General features: G+C 23.3%; 2 protein-coding genes. One reads left to right on the top strand and one right to left on the bottom strand.

What is annotated here, in order from left to right; all coding sequences use genetic code 11:
* The coding region (gene cyaB / locus BN1173_RS03705) for a class IV adenylate cyclase (RefSeq protein WP_040236708.1) at positions 1–272 on the top strand (272 nt) is incomplete at its 5' end.
* Here the strand turns inward: cyaB and BN1173_RS03700 are convergent.
* The coding region (locus BN1173_RS03700; protein WP_040236706.1) for a hypothetical protein at positions 249–1,259 on the bottom strand (1,011 nt) is incomplete at its 5' end. The genes cyaB and BN1173_RS03700 overlap by 24 nt on opposite strands.

The following is a 1,259-nucleotide window of genomic DNA, read 5'->3' as shown; positions in this document are numbered from 1 at the left end:
ATTTTATATCTTTTATAAAAGAATTGGATTTTAAAATTTTATATAAAAAAATTAAAAAAAGTCTAATTTATAAAAAAGACAATTTAAATATAGAAGTTAACGAAATTCAAAATCTTGGATTCTTTCTGGAAATCGAAAAAATAATTGACAATAAAAATGAACTAAATCTTGCCAAGCAAGAAATTTACAAAACAATACAAGACTTTAAACTACAAAATAATATTGAAAAAAAATCATACTTTGAACTATTATCTAATCAACTTAAGAAATAACACTTTAAAATCTAAGCTTAAACATGAAAATACAAATCCTTTTTTTTGATATTGTGCAAATTGAGGTTTGCAAGCAGATTTTTGAAAAATCTCAGATTCATTTAAAAAATACCAATTATTAGAATTTAAATAAATAAGTCTCACATTATTATCATCTTCAAACGTTAATAACAAATCATTACTATACTTTAAAATATCACTAACTACTCCTTTAATTTTAATATTTGGACTTACATTCTGCCATTTATCACATTGAAGAGTAGATATACTAACAATAGGTCTATCTTTTGTTATATAACTTAAAATAATCTGATCTGATTTAACATCAGATAAAATTTTAACAGAATTTGCCATATTTACAGATTGTATATTTACATTCGACCAAGTTTTTCCTCTATCAATAATAAATTCAGAATTCATATAATCATTTAATTTATAATTATAAAAAATTCCTAAAAAAGGTTCAGAAATAACACCAATACTTAAGACATCAACATCAGCAGTACCTTTAAACACATTAGAATCTACAATACTATTCCAAGTAGTTCCATATCCTCTATTTACAATAAAATTGACTTTATATTCATAACCAATTTTTTTCAAATAAGCTACATACAAATTGTCTTTATGATCAACACTAATATTTACTAAAAAACCAACATTGTCTCTCAATTTAGGACTAACATCAATCCACTTTCGACTATTAAATTTTCGAACTATAAGTTCACTAGGAAAATCACTGGTACTCTTAGTCGTAAATACAATATATAATTCCCCTTTAGAATTAATCACAAAATCAAAACATGAAATATCGGTAATATTATCATTAACAGCAGTACTGATATCAAACCAACCAATATTTTCAATAAATGAAGCAACTTTAATAGTATCACTATCTTCCATTTGATATGCAACATAAATATTACGCTTATAGGTTTTTAAAATATATTTTTTAAGCCTTGAACTTAACTTAAAACTTGGTAAATC

The organism is Borrelia crocidurae, from assembly GCF_000825665.2.
Lineage (GTDB): Bacteria > Spirochaetota > Spirochaetia > Borreliales > Borreliaceae > Borrelia > Borrelia duttonii.
The sequence above is the reverse complement of the archived record's forward strand: the minus strand, read 5'-3'. Positions and strand labels throughout refer to the sequence as shown.